Source organism: Vibrio sp. 2130-1, from assembly GCF_033339515.1.
Map to the genome: position 1 here is coordinate 1 of NZ_JAWOUT010000669.1, position 535 is coordinate 535.

The 535-nt window shown below is 47.3% G+C and carries 1 protein-coding gene; it reads left to right on the plus strand.

Annotated features, from left to right (window positions below):
* A partial coding sequence (locus R7Q09_RS28050; protein ID WP_318144194.1) for a TonB-dependent receptor domain-containing protein occupies positions 1–535 on the plus strand: 535 nt, incomplete at both ends.

The window sequence follows — 535 nt, forward strand, 5'->3', positions numbered from 1 at the left end:
TTGAAATCGGTAACAAATTCGATAATGGCCGAGCGCAACTTTACGTTTCTGCGTTTTACAACAAGTTCCAAAACTTCATTGATGTTGTTACCACGGGTCAAGATAACTTCGGCAACTACGTCAAGCAATACCAAAACTTACACGGCGTTGAAACCTACGGCGCGGAGCTTTCTGCTGCGTATGCTTTCACATCGTCTTGGAAGCTAAGTACCAAGCTTGGTTATGTGGATGGAAAGGACGCTGAGGGCGAATACGTTCGTAGCATCACGCCTTTTGAGGGCAATGTTGGGCTGAACTACCAGCAACAAGACTTTAATGCGTTCGCGACGTGGAATTGGGCTGGTTCAATGGATCGTGTGCCGAGTTGCCAAACGTCGCTCGGACAAAAGACAGAATGCGCACAAACAGAGGCATGGAACACGCTCGATCTGGGGGCAAGTTACCAAATCACCAAAGATTTTCGTTTGAGTGCGACCATCATCAACCTGTTCGACAAAGAATACATTCGTTACCAAGACGTTGCTGGCATAGCAGA